Origin of the sequence: Salipiger aestuarii, assembly GCF_003259905.1 — a bacterium.
Lineage (GTDB): Bacteria > Pseudomonadota > Alphaproteobacteria > Rhodobacterales > Rhodobacteraceae > Salipiger > Salipiger aestuarii.
On sequence record NZ_QLMG01000126.1, the window covers coordinates 1 to 1,145 of the forward strand.

Below are 1,145 nucleotides of genomic sequence, written 5' to 3' on the forward strand. Positions count from 1 at the left end.
AAGCCGTCCGGCGCGGGGGTTTACCCCCATGAGGACGCGCACGTTGTCGAAGACAATGTATAAGCGCGCATTTGTTTCTTTTCAACCTATCCATCTCTCGCTACCTTCGCCCCATTAGCCCCGAGGTTGCCCCATGTCCAAAAGCCGCCCCACCGACGCCCGGATCAAAGAGCTGGCCGAGAAGAAAGTTCAGCTCGATGCTCAGATCGCAGCGCTTGATGCCCGGCGGCGTCTGTCTCAGAAGAAAGACGAAGACCGCCTCAAATGGCTCCTGGGCACCTTGGTCTTCGACCGTTTGAGCGCCGAACCGGCACTGCAGGAGCTGGTTCGGCGCGACCTGCCAGACCGCCTCAGCCAGCGGGACCGCGACCGGGGATTGTGGCAGATTCTGTTTCCTGAAGAACGAGAGGGCCGGTCATGAGGTTTGTTCTGGAAGCCCGCCACTGGGTGATCATGATCGGCGCTGTGATCCTGGCCACTGCCGCAATGATCCTCGCTCCGCAAGCGGTCGCGATCTACCCGGTGACCACCTATGCGGTCCCGATCATCGCCGTGGCCGCCATCCTCGACACCCTTGGGACAGCCGCAGAGCGCCTGAGGTGGCCCCTAAAGCTCCTCGCATGGGTCTTCCTGTGCGCAGCCGCCCTGACCGCCCTGTGGCCCCTCAGAAGCCCGCTCAGCGACATGTCGGCGACTATCCAGGCGTGGACAGGTCAGGGGTGGCCCCTGCCCCGTTCCATTTGGGAGGGCCTCAAGGGGCTGGCGCGGTATTCTGACCCCCAGAAACAGGCCATGGCGATCTCCTTCGCGCTCGGGGCCTGTGGCGTGGCTATCGCTGTCAGCACCCCGCTGATGGCGATCTTCAATCCGCGCATTGGCCGCAACCGCAAATCCCGCACCGGCCCGTGGCAAGCGGGTTGGATGGACCCGCGCGACATTGCCCAGCTGAAGCGCAACAAGACCGGCCTGCCCCTCGCCCTGCACAAGGGCAAGCTCCTGCGCTACGTCAAGAACGATGCGAAGGGATGGCGCGGCGGGCATCACCTCGTTGTCTCCGGCACACGCGGCGGCAAGGGCGTCAGCGCCGTGATCCCGGCGATCCTCGACCACCAGGGGCCGGTCGTCGTCCTGGACATCAAGGGCGA

General features: G+C 64.4%; 2 protein-coding genes. Both read left to right on the forward strand.

Features of this window, described 5'->3' with window-relative positions; all coding sequences use genetic code 11:
* Positions 1-133: 133 nt before the first annotated feature.
* Positions 134-421 (forward strand): hypothetical protein, encoded by a 288-nt coding sequence (locus tag ATI53_RS22850; protein WP_111551450.1) that lies wholly within the window; start codon positions 134-136, stop codon positions 419-421.
* The coding region (locus tag ATI53_RS23120) for a type IV secretory system conjugative DNA transfer family protein (RefSeq protein ID WP_170134660.1) at positions 418-1,145 on the forward strand (728 nt) is incomplete at its 3' end. The genes ATI53_RS22850 and ATI53_RS23120, both read left to right, overlap by 4 nt.

Coding starts and splice junctions, on each gene's coding strand:
- ATI53_RS22850 (WP_111551450.1), top strand. CDS start 134: ATGTCCAAAAGCCGCCCCACCGACGCCCGGATCAAAGAGCTGGCCGAG.